Origin of the sequence: Streptomyces sp. NPDC048370, from assembly GCF_043200825.1 — a bacterium.
Taxonomy (GTDB): domain Bacteria; phylum Actinomycetota; class Actinomycetes; order Streptomycetales; family Streptomycetaceae; genus Streptomyces.
On the sequence record NZ_JBICYI010000001.1, the window covers coordinates 69,708 to 85,818 of the forward strand.

Annotated in this window: 6 protein-coding genes; 1 reads left to right on the forward strand and 5 read right to left on the reverse strand. The window is 72.3% G+C overall.

Going from position 1 to position 16,111, the window contains the following annotated elements:
• Window positions 1–48: 48 nt before the first annotated feature.
• From ACGFYP_RS00295 to ACGFYP_RS00315, 5 genes are all read right to left on the reverse strand, one after another.
• Entirely contained in the window at window positions 49–1,254 is a 1,206-nt protein-coding gene (locus ACGFYP_RS00295) for a cytochrome P450 (protein WP_393485040.1), read from the reverse strand.
• The gene (locus tag ACGFYP_RS00300; protein ID WP_393485977.1) at window positions 1,251–2,933 is read right to left on the reverse strand and encodes a phytoene desaturase family protein; all 1,683 of its coding nucleotides are present in this window, start codon (window positions 2,931–2,933) and stop codon (window positions 1,251–1,253) included. Before ACGFYP_RS00300 ends, ACGFYP_RS00295 begins: the two co-directional genes overlap by 4 nt.
• 47 nt (window positions 2,934–2,980) lie before the next feature.
• On the reverse strand, window positions 2,981–4,651 hold the full coding sequence (locus tag ACGFYP_RS00305; RefSeq protein ID WP_393485041.1) for a phytoene desaturase family protein: 1,671 nt from the start codon (window positions 4,649–4,651) through the stop codon (window positions 2,981–2,983).
• A complete protein-coding gene (locus ACGFYP_RS00310; protein ID WP_393485042.1) occupies window positions 4,641–14,279 on the reverse strand; it encodes an amino acid adenylation domain-containing protein in 9,639 nt (3,212 codons plus the stop codon). The genes ACGFYP_RS00305 and ACGFYP_RS00310 overlap by 11 nt, the downstream gene beginning before the upstream one ends.
• Window positions 14,280–14,512: 233 nt before the next feature.
• The gene (locus ACGFYP_RS00315) at window positions 14,513–15,382 is read right to left on the reverse strand and encodes a sterol desaturase family protein (RefSeq protein ID WP_393485043.1); all 870 of its coding nucleotides are present in this window, start codon (window positions 15,380–15,382) and stop codon (window positions 14,513–14,515) included.
• Window positions 15,383–15,726: 344 nt separating this feature from the next.
• Here ACGFYP_RS00315 and ACGFYP_RS00320 point away from each other — a divergent pair, with 344 nt between their 5' ends.
• On the forward strand, window positions 15,727–15,897 hold the full coding sequence (locus ACGFYP_RS00320; protein WP_393485044.1) for a hypothetical protein: 171 nt from the start codon (window positions 15,727–15,729) through the stop codon (window positions 15,895–15,897).
• Window positions 15,898–16,111 lie beyond the last annotated feature (214 nt).

The following is a 16,111-nucleotide window of genomic DNA, read 5'->3' on the forward strand; positions in this document are numbered from 1 at the left end:
GATCGCCGAGCCATGAGTACCCGTACTCAGAGACCCCGTGTCGTGCACTCACCAAGCAACCGGCAACGCCCGCAGTCCGCTGAAGAACTCCCGGGAGCGCCAGCGCAGTTCCTCCTCCGGGACCGCGAGGCGCAGGCCGGGGAGGCGGGTCGTGACGCGTTCCAGGGTGATCTGGAGTTCCAGGCGGGCCAGGTGGGCGCCCAGGCAGTAGTGGATGCCGTGGCCGAAGCTGATGTGCGCGGCGCCTGGGCGGTCCAGGACGAGCCGGTCGGGGTTCGGGAAGACGGCGGGGTCGTGGTTTGCGGCCGCCTGGGAGACGAGGACGGCCTCGCCCTCACGGACGAGGATGCCGCCCAGTTCCACGTCCTCCAGGGCGTAGCGGGGCAGGGTGAGGCCGTTGAGCAGGGGGACGTAGCGCAGGAGTTCCTCCACGGCCCGGGGGATGAGTTCGGGCCGGGAGCGCAGGGTGGTCAGCCACTCGGTTCCGTCGCCCCTGGCCTCCCCGGGGAGCAGGAGGACGGCGAAGAAGTTGGCGATCTGGTTGGTGGTCGTGACGAACCCGGCGATGAGCAACTCACCGAGGAGGCCGGTCAGTTCGTCCTCGGTGAGGCTGCCGTCGTCGTGGGCGCGGACCAGGAGCGTGAGCAGGTCGTCGGCGGGGGCCAGGCGGCGTTCCTCGATCCAGCCGTGCATGCGGGTGAAGAAGTCCTTCCCGCGCTGTTCGAGGGCTTCGGGGGTCTCGCTTCCGGAGCAGATGACGTCCGCCCACGCCCGTACGGAGGGCACGTCGGCGGCGGGGACGCCGACCAGCTCGCAGATGAGGGTCATGGGCAGCGGGAACGAGAGGTCCTCGACCAGGTCGGCGGGGGGTCCGGCGTCCTCGATCCGGTCGAGCAGTTCGTCGGCCACCTCGGCGATGCGGACGCGCAGGCCCTCCATGCGGCGGGCGGTGAACTCCCTGGCCAGCAGGGTGCGCAGATGGGTGTGGCGGGGTGTGTCGAGGGCGATGAGGCCGCCGCCTGCGCGGGGCATGGGGTCGATGCGGGGATGGTCGCGCCGTAGCGCCTCGCCCAGGGAGAACCGGCCGTCGGAGAGGACGGCGCGCACGTCCTCGTAGTCGGTGGCGAGCCAGGCCTCGTCGCCGTACGGCAGCCGGACCCGGGTCAGGGGCCCGCCGCGCAGCGGCGCGTACCCGGTGGAGACTCCGAGCCCGTGGTCGGTCCAGAAGGGGTACGACAGGGGGGTCGCGGTCATGAGGCGGTGCCTTTCTCGGCGGAGGCGGAAGGTGACTGCGGGCCCGGGCCCACGGGGACGAGGACGTGGGTGGGCGGGGGTGCGCTGGTGTCGATGTCGGCCGTGAAGTCCAGGCCGTCGTCCCGGCACACGAACTGCATGACCTGGCGTCCGGCCGCGGCCGCCCGGATCAGGCCGCCGGTGGTGGCCCACACCCCGGAGAGGTAGAAGTTCCGCAGGCCCGGCAGGACGGGGCCGTTCTTCTTGACCAGCTCCTCCATCGCCTCGCCGCTCTCGACGAAGGGCTGCCAGCCGAGGAACGTGCCCTCGTAGCTGCCCGTGTAGCGGATCTGGGTGAGGGGCGTGCTGGTGTCGCGTACGGCGATGGAGTCCTTCAGGCCGGGGTGGCGCGCGTCGAGGAAGTCGACGACGGCGTCCCTCGTCCGGCGTTTGGCCACGGCGTACGCCTTGCCCCGCCGTACCGGCAGGGTGTGCAGCTCCGTTCCCCTGCGGGGCCGGCTGAGCCGCTCCGGGCCTTCGGCGAGCTCCCGCCAGGGCGCGGTGTCGGAGAAGTACGTGGCGTAGATGACGGTGGTGTCCTGGGGGGACAGCTCGGGGTAGAAGCGGCTGCGGAACTGGACGTTGAGGCTCGGGTGCCGGATGCCGGTGAGCCGTCCGGCCGTCTCCTCGTCGAGGAGGTGGGTGGTGGTGGGGTCGGCGTCGGGGAAGGGGCGGCGAAGCCCCAGGAAGACGCTGACGTAGCCGGGGAAGACCATGCCGGGCCGGTGCAGGGTCTCCCGGTAGAGCCTCGCGTAGTCGCCGTCGAGGTAGCGGCCGTCGAGGAGCTTCAGGAGCGTGGCGGGGCCGTCGCACGCGGAGACGACGATGTCGGCGTAGTGCTCCTCGCCGTTGGCCAGCCGGACGCCGATCGCGCGGTCGTCCTTGACGAGGATCTCCTCGACGAGGGCGTTGTAGGTGATCTCGCCGCCGAGCCGCAGATAGCGCTGCTCGATGGAGTGGGCGAGCCCGAGGGAGCCGCCCTCGGGGACGCCGGCCGAGCGGTGGGCCTGCGCCGCCATCTGGAAGTAGAAGGGCAGGACGGGGAAGCCGGGGTGCTTCTCGTACAGGATGTAGTTGAACGCCTCCCGCAGGAGCGGGTCCTTGAAGCGCGTCGAGTACTCCGTCATCAGCACGGACATCGAGGTGCGGAAGAGGTTGAAGTACGGCACGAAGCCGGCCAGCATCCGCCAGCGCTCCCGGCGGGTCATCAGCGGCACGGGCTTGAGGAAGGGGTACGAGGGCAGGCAGGTGATGAACTTGCGCAGGCCCGCGCAAAAGGCCCTGATGGGGCGGGCGTCGGCGGGCGAGAGCTCCAGGAGGTGGGCTTCGAGCCGGTCGGGGTCGCAGTAGAAGTAGACGGCCCTACCGTCCGCGCCGCGCACGGTGTTGAAGACGTCGAAGTGGCGCATCTCCTTGCCCTGGAGCGCCCCGAGTTCGAGCCAGATCTGGTGCATCTCGTTGCCGGGCCCGTTGCCCAGGAGCCAGCTGATGCAGGCGTCGAAGGTGTAGTTGCCCCGGTCCCAGCCGGTGCAGCAGCCGCCGGGGATCTCGTGCATCTCGAAGATGCGGGTGCGGTAGCCGTTCATCCGGGCGTACGCGCCGGTGGAGAGGCCGCCGAGCCCCCCACCGATGATGATCATGGTTTCTCGGCGCTTCGGGCGCTGCGGTCGCGGATTCGTCACGGCGGTCACCTGACCCTGCGGGATTCGAGTTGGGGCAGTCGGCCGAGTCGGTCCGGGTGCCACGGGGTGGTGTCGGTGGACTCCCAGGCCCGGAACTGAAGGCCGAGGTCCCGGCACAGGTACTGGGTGACGAACCGGCCGCTCGCGGCGGCGCGGATCAGGCTGCCGCCGCCGAACCACTGGCCCGCGAGCGAGAGCCCGGCAAGGCCCGGCAGCCGCATCCGGTCCTTGTTGATCAGGGCGGTGATGACGTCGTCGGCCGGGGTGAAGGACTTCCAGCCGAGGATGCTGCCGCCGCGCACGCCGGTGTACCGCTCGGTCGTCACCGGGGACGCCACGTCGACGACCTCGATGGCCCGGCCGATGCCGGGATGGTGCCGTTCCAGGAAGTCCCGGACGAAGTCGGCGACCTCCTGTTTGCGGGCCCAGTACGCCCGCCGGTCGGTGCGCCGCAGCTCCTTCCAGGAGTCGTAGTCGCTGAAGTACGTGCAGTGGACGACGGACTTGCCCGGCGGGGCGAACCCGTCGGAGTAGCGGGAGCGCATCTGCACCACGAGGCTGTTCTGCAGGACGCCCGGCAGGGCCTTGCTGTCCTCGTCGGAGAGCAGATAGGTGGTGCTGTGCCGGGCGGCGGGGTCCAGCTCGTCCTTCAGGCCGACGAAGGCGGAGACGACGCCCGGGTAGAGCACGTCCGGGCTCTCCGTCATCTGCGCGAACAGCTGCTCGACCCGTGGGCTGGTGTAGCGGCCGCCGAGCAGGCCGTGGATCGTGGTGGCGCCGTCGCAGGCCGCCACCACGTGGTCGGCGAAGTGGCGTTCGCCGCCGCGCAGTTCGACACCGACCGCGCGATCGTTCTCCACCAGGATCCGTTCGACCCGGGCCCGGTAGTCGATCCGCCCGCCGAGGCCGGTGTAGCGGTCCTCGACCGAGCGGGCCAGCCCCAGCGAACCGCCCTGTGGGAAACCGGCGTTGAGGTGGTAGGCGCTGGCCATGTTGAACAGGTACGGCAGCAGCGGGAAGACCTCGTGGTCCTGGAAGAAGATGAACGGGAACGCGCGGCGCAGCAGCGGGTCCTGGAACCGTTCGCAGAAGGTCTCCATCCGCGTCACCGCCGTCCGCCACAGCAGCATGAAGGCGGGCAGGACCGTGCGGAGCGTCGCGAGGCGCTCGCGGGGGGACTGGAGCGGCGAGGGGGTCATGAACGGGTAGAGGTTGATCCGGGTGAAGCGCCGCAGGTCCCGGCAGAACGCCCGGATGGGGCGGGCGTCCGCGGGCGAGAGCTCCAGGAGGTGCGCTTCGAGCCGGTCGGGGTCGTTGTAGAAGGTGACCGAGCGGCCGGTCTCGTCGGTGACGGTGTTGAACATCTCGAAGTTCGCGATGCTCTTGCCGTCGAGCGCACCCAACTCCCGCCAGAGACGGGCGGCGTCGTTCCCCCGGCCCGTGCCGGTGAGCCACTCGATGCAGTAGTCGAAGACGTAGTCCTGGCGCGACCAGGCCGTGCAGCAGCCCCCTGGCAACACGTGCCGTTCGAAGATCCGCGTCTCGGCGCCGCTCATCTGCGCGTACACACCGGTGGAGAGCCCGCCGATGCCGCCGCCGATGACGATCACCCGGGGCGCCTCGCCCGGCGCCCTGGTCTCCCGCCGCTCCCACACGGCCCTCTTCTCACGCGACATCGGTCTCCCCCTCCGTGACGGACGTGACGGACGTGGCGGTGAGGAAGGTGACGCCTTCCCGTGCGGCGGCGGCGATGTCGTCGTCGAGGGCGGCCCTGGCGAGCGCCGCGTTGCGTGCCGCCGGCTTCTCGTCGAGCATCTCGGCGTGCAGCCCGGAGCCGCGCACGAGCCGGTTGCCGGTGGTGGAGGCGGCGGCCCAACTGCCGCGCTGCCCCGCCTCGTACAGCTCGGCCTTGGCCTCGTCGGCGATCACGGTGACGGCCGCGGTCACCGTCCCCAGGTTCGGGGTCCTGCCGCAGAACTCCAGGTAGTCCCTGGCCTGTCGGAGCGTCTGCGCGGTGACCGTCTCGGAGCCGGTGTGGCGGCGCAGGTGGTCGCGGAGTTCGTGCTCGAACGCCTCGACGTGCTCGGCGGCGATGCCGTACGCCTCCGTGATCCGGTACGAGTCCAGGATCACGACGTGGGACACCTCGCGGCCCCGCCGTTCCAGCTCCTTGGCGACCTCGAAGGCGAGGTTGCCGCCGAGGGAGTAGCCGAGGAGGGAGCAGGGGCCGGTGGGCCGGAGTTCCTCGACCAGATCGGCGTAGCGGCCGGTCTTGTCGCCGTCGACGTGGTTGAAGGCGATCAGCTCGTACGAGGGCAGGTGCGCGGCGAAGTGACGGTAGACGAGGCCGTGGCCGCCGGCCGGCGGGAAGCAGAACAGGGCGGGGCCCGCACCGGCGTTGAAGGTCAGATGGGCCAGGGTGCCGGAGACCCGGCCGGTGACGATGGACTCGACCGTGTGGGCCATGCCGTGCAATGTGGTGACCTTGAAGAGCAGGCCGACCGGGATGGCGATGCCGAACTCCTTCTGCAGGTGGTGGATGAGTTCGATGAGCGTGATGGAGCTGCCGCCGGCGGCGAAGAAGTCGGTGCGCAGGCCGATCCGTTCGATCCCGAGCACCGCCGTCCAATGGGCGGCGACCCGCTCCTCGTAGAGCGTCACGGGTGGTTCGTGGTCCTCCTCGGCGGCCTCGGCCAGGGGCGCGGGGAGCGCCGCCGGATCGACCTTGCCGTTCGAGGTCAGGGGCAGGGCGTCCAGGACCGTGAGATGGGCCGGGATGAGGTACGTGGGCAGCTGGGCGGCCAGGTGGCGGCGCAGGCTCGTCGGGTCCGGCGGAGCCTGGGCGCCGTCGGGTGCCCCGACGACGTACGCGCAGAGCGCCGCCTCGCCCGTCGCTCCGGCGCGGACGGTCACGAACGCCTCGGCGATACCGGGGACTTCGAGCAGCAGCGACTCGATCTCGCCCGGCTCGACGCGGTGGCCGCGCAGCTTGATCTGGGCGTCGGCGCGGCCGAGCAGGTGGATCCGGCCCCGGTCGTCCCTGCGGGCGAGGTCCCCGGTGCGGTAGAGCCGCTCGGGGACCGCGTCGGGCCCCTGGTCGAGGGTGAGGGTGACGAAGCGCCGGGCGGTCTGCTCCGGGTCGCCCGCGTAGTCGAGGGCGAGGCCGGGGCCGCCGACCCACAGTTCGCCGACGACTCCAGGCGGGACGGGCTCGTGGCGGGCGTCCAGGACGTGCAGGACGCAGTTGGGCAGGGGCGCTCCGACGGGGACGGGGCCGTTGGGGTCGAGACCGTCGGTGGGGCCGTCGAAGCAGGCGCTGTCGACGGTCGCCTCGGTCAGACCGTACGAGTTGATGACACGGGTCTCCGGTCCGCAGAGCCGCCGCAGCCGCTCGTACTCGGCGACCTTCCACGTGTCGGAGCCGACGATCATCAGGCGCAGGAAGTCGAGCCGGTGACCGCCCTCCTCGCAGTGGACCATCAGGGCGCGGGCCGTGGCGGGCACGAACTCGGCGCAGTCGACCCGCTCGGCGGTCATCGCCTCGTACAGCCTGGCCGTGTTGAGCAGCAGGTCGCGGTCGGCGAGGACCAGCCGGCCACCGGAGCACAGGGCGCGGACGAGGTCGCCGGTGAAGACGTCGAAGGAGACGGCGGCCAGCTGGAGATGGACGCCGGGCTCGGCGGCGAGGCCGTACTCCTCGCGCCAGGCGCCGTAGACGGTCGCGAGGGCGCGGTGGGAGACGCGGACGGCCTTGGGGCGGCCGGTGGAGCCGGAGGTGTGGATGACGTACGCGGGCGCGTCGGGGTCGTACGGCAGCTCGCCGAAGCCCTCGCCCGCACCCTCGCCCTCCTCCGCGAGGACGTCGGTGAGGAACTCCGTGTCGAGCGCCGCGAGCCGCTCCGGGCCGTCGGGTTCGGTGACGACCAGGCGGACCGCCGTGTGGCTCGTCATGGCCGCGAGCCGTTCGACCGGATGGCCGGGGTCCAGCGGAAGGTAGGCGGCCCCGGCGCGCCAGACCGCGAGGAGCGTGACGATCAGCTCGGGCGACTTCGGCAGGCAGACGGCGACCGCGTCACCGGCGCCGACCCCGCGCTCCCGGAGCCGTCCGGCCAGCGCTCCGGAGGCCCGGTCAAGATCGCCGTACGTGAGGTGGCGCGCCGCTCCCCCGGTCCCGGCGGCGGGCACGGTGACCGCGACCGCGTCCGGGGTGCGGGCGGCCGCCTCCGCGAACAGGTGGTGGACGGGACGGTCCTGGGCGACCAGCGGCCCCCTGGCTGCAGGACCGTGCAGGATCTCGTGGCGCTCGACCGCGCCGAGCATGTCGAGCGCGGTGACCGGCCGGTCGCCGGGGGCGCGGGTCAGGGCGTCCAGGAGCGTGCGGTAGTGATCGGCCAGGCGGCGGACGGTCCGGGGCCCGAACAGGTCGGTGTTGTACTTCAGGACGCAGTGGAAGCGGCGCTCGCCCTCGTCCTCGTAGGCGGAGAGGGTGACGTCGAACTGCCCTTCCTCCTCGGGGAGTTCGATGTAGTCGAGGTGGTAGCCGTACTGCTGCGAGGACACCTTGTGGGCCAGCAGGATGAACATCGCCTGGAAGACCGCCGAGCGGCTCGGGTCGTGCTGGAGGCCCAGCTTCTCGACGAGCAGCACGAAGGGGTACTCCTGGTGGTCGAGCCCGCCGAGGACGGTCCTGCGGACCTGGCCGAGCAGGTCGCCGACGGTCGGGTCGCCGGCCAGGTTCACGTGCAGCGGCAGCGGGTTGACGAAGTACCCGTAGACGGAGCCGAACTCCTCGTCGGTGCGGCCGGTCACCGGGCTGCCGACGATCAGGTCGTCCTGCCCGGAGTGCCGGTGCAGCAGGAGGTAGTACGCGCACAGCAGCACCATGAAGGCGGTGACGCCGTGCTCGCGGGCCAGGGCGTGCACCCGGGCGCTGAGCTCCTCGTCGAGGACGAAGAACTCGGAGGCGCCGTTGTGCGTCTGCACCGGCGGCCGCGGCCCGTCGGTGGGCAGGGCGAGCGGCGGGATCTCGGCGGGCAGGGCGCCGCGCCAGTACTCCAGCATGCGGTCGGCGTCCGGGGAGGCCAGGAAGCGGTTCTGCCGGTTGAGGAAGTCGAGGTACCGGGCCGGGACCGGCGGCAGCTCGACCGGTCGCCCGGCGCGCATCCCCTCGTAGAGCGCGAGCAGCTCCTCGATGAAGGTGAAGGTGGAGATGGCGTCCGAGACGATGTGGTGGACCGCCTTCATGATGACCCAGCGGTCGGGGCCGCGCCGGAAGAGTCGGAACCGCATCAGCGGGTCGTGGGCGAGGTCGTACGGCTTGCGGTACTCCGCGACGATCAGCTCGCGGATCTCGTCCCAGGGCAGCCCCTCGACGTCGAAGACCTCGAAGTCCGGCTCCATGGAGTCGGAGATGGTCTGCACCGGGCGGCCGTCCTCCAGGACGAAGTTGGCCCGCAGGACCGGGTGGCGGGCGACGAGCGTGCGGACGGCCGCCGCCATCAGCTCGGGCTCCACCACCGTACGGACCTCGACGGCGCCGCCGATGTTGTACGCGAACCCGTCGGGGTTGAGCTGCTTGAGGAACCAGAGCGCCTTCTGGTTCTGGGTGAGGGGGTGGCGGCCCGGGTCCTCGTACAGCTCGACGGTCACCCCGGCGCCTTCCGCCCCGGTCTCCTGCGCGGCGAGCGCCTCGGTGGCGGTGTACAGCTGGGCGATCAACTCCCGTACGGGGGCGCCGCTGAGGAGCGCGACGACGGGCAGCGCGACACCGGTCTCCGCCTGGATCCGTGCCCGCAGCTCCATGGCGAGGAGCGAGTCGAGTCCGAGCTCGCCGAGCCCGGCGTCCGGGTCGATCCGGTCGGCGCCCACCCGCAGGACGGTCGCGGCGGGGGCGAGGAAGTGGGCGGCGACGAGCCCGGTGCGCTCCTCCTCGTCGGCGGCGCCACGGAACCGGGCGAGGTAGTCGCCCTGTCCGTCGGCCCCGGTCGATCCGGCGGCGGACGCGGCGGCCTCGGCGGCCAGGCCCGCGACCAGCGGGGGCGAGGACGGGTACCAGGCGAGGAAGGTCTTCCAGTCGCTGATCGTGGCGATGAGCAGCTGCGCCCGGTCCTGCCCGAAGACCCGCTCCAGGACCGCCGTCCCGGCGGCCGGGGAGAGCGAGCTCATGCCCCGGACCACGCGGTAGTGCTCGACGAGGCTCAGCTCCTCGATCATGCCGGTCGCCCACGGGCCCCAGTTCAGGCTGAGCGCGGGCAGACCGCGGGCCCTGCGGTGGTGGGCGAGCGCGTCGAGGAACGCGTTGCCCGCCGCGTAGTTGGTCTGTCCTGTGGTGGTGAGCAGCGCGGCCACCGAGGAGAAGAGCACGAAGTGGTCGAGCGGCTCGTCGCGCAGATGGTGGTGCAGGAGCCAGGCGCCGGCGGCCTTCGGGGCGAGCACGGCGTCGAAGGAGGCGCGGTCCATGTCCTGGACCGGGATGTCCCGTACGTGCCCCGCGAGGTGGAACACCCCGCGTACGGGAGGGGCGTCCTGGTCCCAGTACGCGGCCAGCCACGCGGTGAGCGCGGGCTCGTCGGCGATGTCGAGGGCCGCGTGGACGGGGTGGGCTCCGAGTGCCTCGAGCTCCTTGACGAAACGCGCTCCCGAGCCGGCCGGGCTGTCCGGGGCGAGGGTCCGCCAGGTGGCGCGGTCGGGCAGCTCGGTACGGCCCACCAGGATCAGGTGCCGGGCGCCCTGGCGGACGAGGTAGCGGCAGAGCAGCCGGCCGAGGGCGCCGAAGGCCCCGGTCACCAGATAGGCGCCGTCCGGGCGGAGCCGGGGCGGCAGGGGGCGGGTGAGGCCCTCGGGCCGGACGAGGCCGCTGACGAGACGACGGCCCGCCCGCAGGGCGACCTCGTCCTCGGTGCGGTCGGGGGCGGGCGGGGCGAGGACCTCGCGGAGGAGGGCGTGGGCTTCGGCTTCGGGGTCCGGGCCGGTTCCCTCCCCCACGGCCTCCAGGTCGATCAACTTGCCCTGGTGGGCGGTCAGTTCCTGGTGACGCAGGACGCGGCCGATGCCCCAGACCGGGGCTCCGAGGGGCTCGACCGGGTCGTCGGGGGCCGCCGCCTGGGCGCCCCTGGTGACCAGATGCAGGGCCGCGGGCGCGGCGAGCTGTCCGGGGTCGTCCCGTAGGGCCTGCGCGAGCGCGACGACGGAGTAGGCGCCGAGGGCGCTGTGCCGGTCGAGGTGCTCGCGGGAGGAGGCGTCCAGCGCGGGGAGGTCCAGGTTCCACAGGTGCACGACCGCACCGACGGGACGCCCGTCGCGCGCGGTCAGGTCGGCGAGGAGCCGCCGCAGGTCGTCGGCGCTCCCGGGCACGACCTCGGAGCACGTCCCGTCGTCCGAGCCGAAGGAGTACGCGTCACCGGGCCGGACGAGGTGGCAGGCCTCGCCGCGCGCGGTGACGAGCCGCTCCAGGGCGTCCGCCACTCCCCCGCACCGGTCGGCGAACAGCAGCCAGCTGCCGGGGGCCTGCGTCTCGCCCTCCGGCAACGGCGCCTCGGTCCAGTCGAGTTCGGCGAGCCAGCCGTCGATCGTGGCGAGTCCGACCGTCGCCGAGGCCTGCTCGACGTCGGCGGCACGGAAGCCGTGGACGTGGCCGACGCGTTCGCCACCCTCCGTGTAGAGGGCGATGTCGCCGACGAGTTCGTCGTCCGCCCGCCGGGTGATCGTGGCGTGCGCCCACAGGGGACGGTCACCGATCGGCGTCGTCCGCACCTCGTCGATGGAGAGCGGCAGCAGGATGCCCGTACCGGATGTGTCACCGGACGTGCCTCGGTCCGGGAGCCCGGCCACCAGCAGGGCCTGGAAGCAGGCGTCGAGGAGAACCGGGTGCAGCTGGTGGCCCGCCGCGCCGCCGCCGACGGACCCGGGCGGCCGGATCAGCGCGAGCGCCTCGCCCTGTCCGTGCTGCCCGCGCCCCCGCCACACCTCGGCGATGCCCTGGAACGCGGGTCCGTAGTGGTAGCCGCGCGCGCCGAGGGTCTCGTAGCAGGCGGCGGAGTCGAGGAGCTGCTCCCCGAGCTTCCGGATCGCCTCCAGGTCCGCCGGCGACGTACGCCGTGTGGCGGGTGCTCCGCCGCGTACGACTCCGCAGGCGTGCACGGTGGTGGTGTCGCCGCCGCCGGTCGCGACCGTGAACGCGGCGGACTGGGCGGAGAGCGACAGTTGGACGGCCTTGGGAGCGTCGTCGGGCAGGAAGAGGGCCTTGCGCAGTTCGATGTCGCCGAGCACGACGTCCTCTGCACCGGTCACCGCCCGGACGGCCTGGGTGGCCATCTCGATGTATCCGGCGGCGGGGAACAGCGTGCGCCCCTGGATGCGGTGGTCGGCGAGGTAGGGCTGCGACTCGACGTCGAGCTCCACCTCCCAGGTGGGCTCGGCGGTGGCGAGGCGCCGGCCGAGCAGGGGGTGGTCCTGCCGGCCGAGGCGTACCTGCGCGACCGGCTCGGGTTCGACCCAGTAGCGGTCGCGCCGCCAGGGATAGCGCGGCAGGGGTACGGACCGGCCCCGTGGGTGGAGCGCGTGCCAGTCGACCGGGCAGCCGAGGGTGTGGAGCGCGGCGAGGGAGGTCGTGAAGCGGAGGGCCTCGTCCTCGGCGCGGCGGACGGAGGGCAGGGTGACGGCCTCGTACGGGGTGTGGGCAGCCGTGTGCTGCACGTGGGCCGACTGGGCGGACTGGGCCACCTGGGCCGTGTGGGCCGTGTGGTCGAAGCACTCCCTGATGGAGTGGCCGAGCACCGGGTGGGGTCCGATCTCCAGGAAGGTGCGGTATCCGTCGGCGGCGAGCGCGTCGACGGCCTCGCGGAAGCGCACGGTGTCGCGCACGTTGTGCCACCAGTACTCCGCGTCCAGCTCCGGCCCTTCGGCCCGGCCTTCCCGTCCCGTCAGGTAGAGCGGAAGGCGGGCGGGGCGGGGCTCGATGTCGGCGAGTTCGGCGAGCAGTTCGTCCTTGACCGCCTCCATCGCGACGGAGTGGTACGGCACTTGTACGTCGAGGAGCTTCGCGAAGACGCCGTCGGCGCGCAGGGCGGTGGCGTACGCGGTGAGCGCGGCCTCCTCGCCGGCCAGGGTCAGGGCGCCCGGGCTGTTCACGGCGGCGACGGAGAGCCGGTCGCCGAAGGGCGCGGCCCGGCGCAGCGCCTCCTCCTCGGGCAGGCCCACGGCGAGCATGGTGCCCGCGCCGGCGAGGCGGTGCTGGAGGCGGCTGCGGTGCAGGACGATCCGTACGGCGTCGCGGAGGCTGTACACCCCCGCCTCGTAGAACGCCGCGACCTCGCCCGTGCTGTGGCCGACGACGGCGGCGGGGTGGACTCCGTGGGCGCGCCAGAGCGCGGCCAGGCCCACCTGGACGGCGAAGTTGGCGGGCTGGGCCAGCCAGGTCTCCGCCATGCGCGAGACGCCCTCGGCCGCGTTCAACTCGGCCACGAGGGACCAGCCGGCCTGTGCGGCGATCTCCCGGTCGACGGCCTCGACGGCCTCGCGGTAGACGGGCCGGGTCGCGAACAACTGGCGCCCCATGGCCCACCATTGAGGGCCCATGCCGGTGAACACCCAGACGGGTTCGGCCTGTCGGCCCTCGCGCCGCCTGCCGCGCAGCACCCGGGGGTGTTCCTCGCCCCGGCCGAACGCGGCGAGAGCCTCGTCGAGCTCCTCGGGCGAGGCGTACACGGCGGCCAGCCGGACGTCGTGCTGCTGACGGCGGTGGGCGAGGGAGTACGCCAGGTCCGGGAGGGGCGCGCCCTCGTCCGGGGCGGCCAGTTCCGCGCGGACCGCCTCGGCGAGCGCGGGCAGGACGGCGGCGTCGCGCGTGCTGAGCGGCAGCACGGAGGGCACGGGCGCGGGGCTCTCGGCGGAGGAGGACCGGAGAACCGGGCACTCGGCTTCGGAGCGTGCCTCCTCCGGGGTGCCGGTGGCGACGGGCAGGGGCGGCGCTTCGAGCAGGACGTGGGCGTTGGTGCCGCCGAAGCCGAAGGAGTTGACCCCGGCGCGGGCGGGTCCGTCGTGCACCGGCCAGGGGGTGAGCCGGTCGGGGATCTCGTACGGCGCGGCAGCGAGGTCGATGGCGGGGTTGATCCGCTCCAGGTTGATGTGGGGCGGGATGAGCCGGTGCTTGAGGCTGAGCGCGGTCTTGATGAGCCCGGCGATGCCGGCGGCGGACTCGGTGTGCCCGATGTTCGTCTTGACCGATCCGACGTAGCAGGCGTCGCCCGCCTTGCGCCCGATGGCGAGGACCCGGGCCAGCGCACCCGCCTCCACGGGGTCGCCGACGGGCGTGGAGGTGCCGTGGGCCTCCACGTACTGGAGGTCGCCGGGCGTGATGCCGGCCCGTGCGCAGACCTGCTCGATCAGGGCGACCTGGGCGTCGGCGCTGGGGACGGTGATGCCGTTGGTGCGGCCGTCCTGGTTGACGCCGGTCTCCGTGACGACGGCGTGGATCCGGTCCCCGTCGCGTACCGCGTCCGAGAGCCGCTTGAGGACGACGATCCCGACGCCCTCGGCACGGACGTAGCCGTTCGCCTCGGCGTCGAACGTACGGGAACGGCCCTCCGGGGAGAGGAAGCCGCCCTTCGTCTCGGCGATCGTGTACTGCGGCGTCAGATGCAGCAGCGTGCCACCGGCCAGGGCGAGCGAGCTCTCGCCGCGCCGCAGGCTCTCGCAGGCGAGGTGGACGGCGACGAGGGAGGAGCTGCACGCGGAGTCGACGGAGAGGCTGGGCCCCCGGAAGTCGAAGCAGTGCGAGAGCCGGTTCGACACCATCGTCATCATCGTGCCGGTCGCGGTGTGCGCGCCGAGGGTGTCGAAGCGCAGATCGGCGAATTGCAGGATCTTGTAGTCGAGGGTGAACGCGCCGACGAACACGCCGACGTCCCGCCCCGCGAGTTCGGCCGGCTTCTGTCCGCCGTCCTCCAAGGCCTCCCAGCTCACCTCCAGGAGCTTGCGCTGCTGCGGGTCCATGGAGTGCGCCTCGCGGGGGCTGATCCCGAAGAACTCGGGGTCGAACTCGTCGAAGCCGTCGATGTACCCGCCGCGCCCGCCGACGAGCCGACCGGGTTTGGACTTGTCACGGCTGCCCAGTGAGGCGACGTCGTAGCGGTCGAGCGGCGTGGGCGTGATGCAGTCCTTCCCGTCGACCAGGTTGCGCCAGAAGCCGCGGTGGTCGTTCGCGCCGCCGGGGAAGCGGCAACCGATCCCGATGATCGCGATCTTCTCGGCGCGCGTGGGGAGGGCGGCCGAGGCGACATGGGCATGGCGAAGCGATTCAGGCATGAGCGGTCCCTTGATTCGCGTAGCGAGAGAAGAAGAAGAGACAGGACAAGGCGAGACGAGACGAGACGAGGGCAGTGGGACGGAGCGAGACGGCACAGGGCGCGGACGCGGGGACAGACGTGAGCGCGGACGCGGGCAGACAGCGGCCCGGGGAGGTCCGAGGTCCGGGTCCGAGGTACGGAGCTGAGGTTCGGGTCCGAGGTACGGAGCTGAGGTTCGGGCGTTCGGAGCCGTCAGCCGGCGGAGCGTCGCCAGGGGTGGACGAGTGTGGCCAGGACGGCGCCGGTGTCGGGGAAGGAGCCCGGGTCGGTCAGGCCGACGGACTCCGGTTCACGGCCGGGACGCCAGGTGAACGTGCCGAACACCCGGTCCCAGACGGACAGGTCGGAGGCGTAGTGCCCGGCTTCGGAGAGGTCGGTGCTGTGGTGCAGCCGGTGCTGCTCGGGCCCGGAGAGGACGTGGTTGAGCCGTCCGAGCCGTACGCGGATGTTGGCGTGCACGAAGTACCCCTGGGCCACGACGAAGAGACCGACCGCGAACACCGCCCGCTCGGAGAACCCGACCAGGGCCAGGGCCAGTTGGACGAAGCCCTGGGAGATGACGACGTCGAGGACGTGGTTCACCCCATTGTTGCCGGCGTTGACCTTCGTGGGGACGTGGTGGACGCCGTGCAGTCGCCAGAGCCAGGCGTAGGAGTGCCCCGCGCGGTGCACCGCGTAGCTCGCGAGCGAGCCCAGGAGCAGGGCCACGGGTATCTCGACCCACAAGGGCAGCCAGGGATCCCCGCTCGCGACCTTGCCCACGGCGTACAGGACGAGGTTCTGCCCCAGGGCGCCGCCGAGGGCGGTGAGGAGGTAGTACACGCCGTACCACCCCCACTCCCGGCGGTCGGGCTGCCAGGAACGGTCGTACGGGATGAGGAACTCCAGCAGCACGAGATAGCCGAGCACCGTGAACTGGAACAGCAACACGGCCCGCCCGGGCTCCCATCCGCGTCCTTCGGTGAGGAAGAAGACGGCGGCGACCGCGAGCAGCAGGACCGGCTGAGCGGTCACGGCCAGGACATCGCGCGCCGAGAACCGGGGCATGGCACTCCACTTCATGAGGACGACTTCGCTGCGGGTGACACACGGGAGCGCTCCCCGACGGGAGAGGGAGGCACCGGGGAGCTTGATGACAGTATGAATTTGTGTGACTACGTTCCGCAACGGGCCCCGACCGGCGCACGGTGTCGCGCGCGCCGGTGGCAGTGATCCACGCACCCCCCGTGCGCACCCCCGAAGATCGTCTCAACCAGGCTTAATTCCCCAGGCAGTTGATCGCTCCGGTTGGCGGATCGATTTGTCACCTGCCCGGCGCGACGAGGCCGCGGGACCAGGCGCGGGCGATCCTTCAAGCGCCCCTAGGACAGAGGGCGGACGCCGCGCAGGAACTGCTCGACCGCGCGATGGCCGTCTACGCGCAGTCCGAGTTCGCCAACCTGCTGGTCACCTCGGAGCTGCAGCGCCGGCTCACCGAGGCCGACTCCCCGGCGCCGGCGACCGCAGCGCACCCCGGCATGGCGGGGCCCGCGACCTCGCGTCGGCCCAGCGCCTGCGGGAGGCCTCCGAACAGCTGACGGGAGTCCCCTTCCCCCGGAACTCCCTCGCGGGCTCCAGGGACGCCTGACGGCGACCCGACGGTTCGGGCGCGGCGAGGGGAACGCCACGACCGGGGCGCCGAGTTGGGATAATCGGTGGACGATTCGACGGCCAAATGATCATAATGCGCAGGAAGTGTGGAGGCGACGGGCACGGGGGTCCGAGACCCGTGCCGCGTGTCGGCACACGGCG

Bases quoted from the DNA above. Each gene is read 5' to 3' on its own strand.
- ACGFYP_RS00295 (WP_393485040.1), bottom strand. From the start codon at position 1,254: ATGACCGCGACCCCCCTGTCGTACCCCTTCTGGACCGACCACGGGCTC.
- ACGFYP_RS00300 (WP_393485977.1), bottom strand. From the start codon at position 2,933: ATGATCATCATCGGTGGGGGGCTCGGCGGCCTCTCCACCGGCGCGTAC.
- ACGFYP_RS00305 (WP_393485041.1), bottom strand. From the start codon at position 4,651: ATGTCGCGTGAGAAGAGGGCCGTGTGGGAGCGGCGGGAGACCAGGGCG.
- ACGFYP_RS00310 (WP_393485042.1), bottom strand. From the start codon at position 14,279: ATGCCTGAATCGCTTCGCCATGCCCATGTCGCCTCGGCCGCCCTCCCC.
- ACGFYP_RS00315 (WP_393485043.1), bottom strand. From the start codon at position 15,382: ATGAAGTGGAGTGCCATGCCCCGGTTCTCGGCGCGCGATGTCCTGGCC.
- ACGFYP_RS00320 (WP_393485044.1), top strand. From the start codon at position 15,727: ATGGCCGTCTACGCGCAGTCCGAGTTCGCCAACCTGCTGGTCACCTCG.